Below are 635 nucleotides of genomic sequence, written 5' to 3'. Positions count from 1 at the left end.
GTCCTAAAGGGCATTTGACGCCAATCACCATCATCAATCAACTTGGTTTGGTAAAGGTAGGCAGGCTTATTACTTCACGAGTGATGCGAATTGCGGTGCATCCTGATCTACAAGGTTCGGGCATTGGCAAGCGCATGCTAACACTACTCGAGGAAAGTGTTGGTGCCCATGTGGATTACCTATCGACAAGTTTTGGTGCGACGGATGAGTTGATTCAGTTTTGGCAACAAGCTGGTTATCAATCCATTCGTTTAGGAACTATGCGCGATGCCGCCAGCGGTTGTTATTCATTGTTGATGGTTCGCCAACTTGCGAATAAATCACAAACTTGGATTGATGACGCACAAGCATGGGTTCATGAGTTTTTGTCTGCGAGCCTTTCCCTTGTTTATCCTAAGTTAGAGCCGAGTCTGGCTAGAAGCTTGTTGTGTCAACCGATTCAACATCAAACCTTACATCCGACTAAGCGAGTATTGCTTCAAAGCTATGCGCAGGGTGGTGCAAGCTATGAATCGATTTTTGTGTGGTTACAACAGTGGCTGCGTCAACATGGTTTAGCGCCTGTTTCTGATTTGATGATAAGTAAAGTGTTCTTAAACCATGATTGGGGCATTTGTGCCAAACAATTTGGATTA

Annotated in this window: 1 protein-coding gene; it reads left to right on the top strand. The window is 44.7% G+C overall.

The genetic code is table 11. The features are described 5' to 3' along the window. On the top strand, positions 1–635 hold a 635-nt coding region (locus R7Z49_RS25850; protein WP_318112523.1), incomplete at both ends, for a GNAT family N-acetyltransferase.

It is taken from the genome of Vibrio sp. 1562, from assembly GCF_033340155.1.
GTDB lineage: Bacteria > Pseudomonadota > Gammaproteobacteria > Enterobacterales > Vibrionaceae > Vibrio > Vibrio alginolyticus.
Note: the sequence above shows the minus strand (reverse complement) of the source record. Positions and strands in the feature narration are given on the sequence as shown.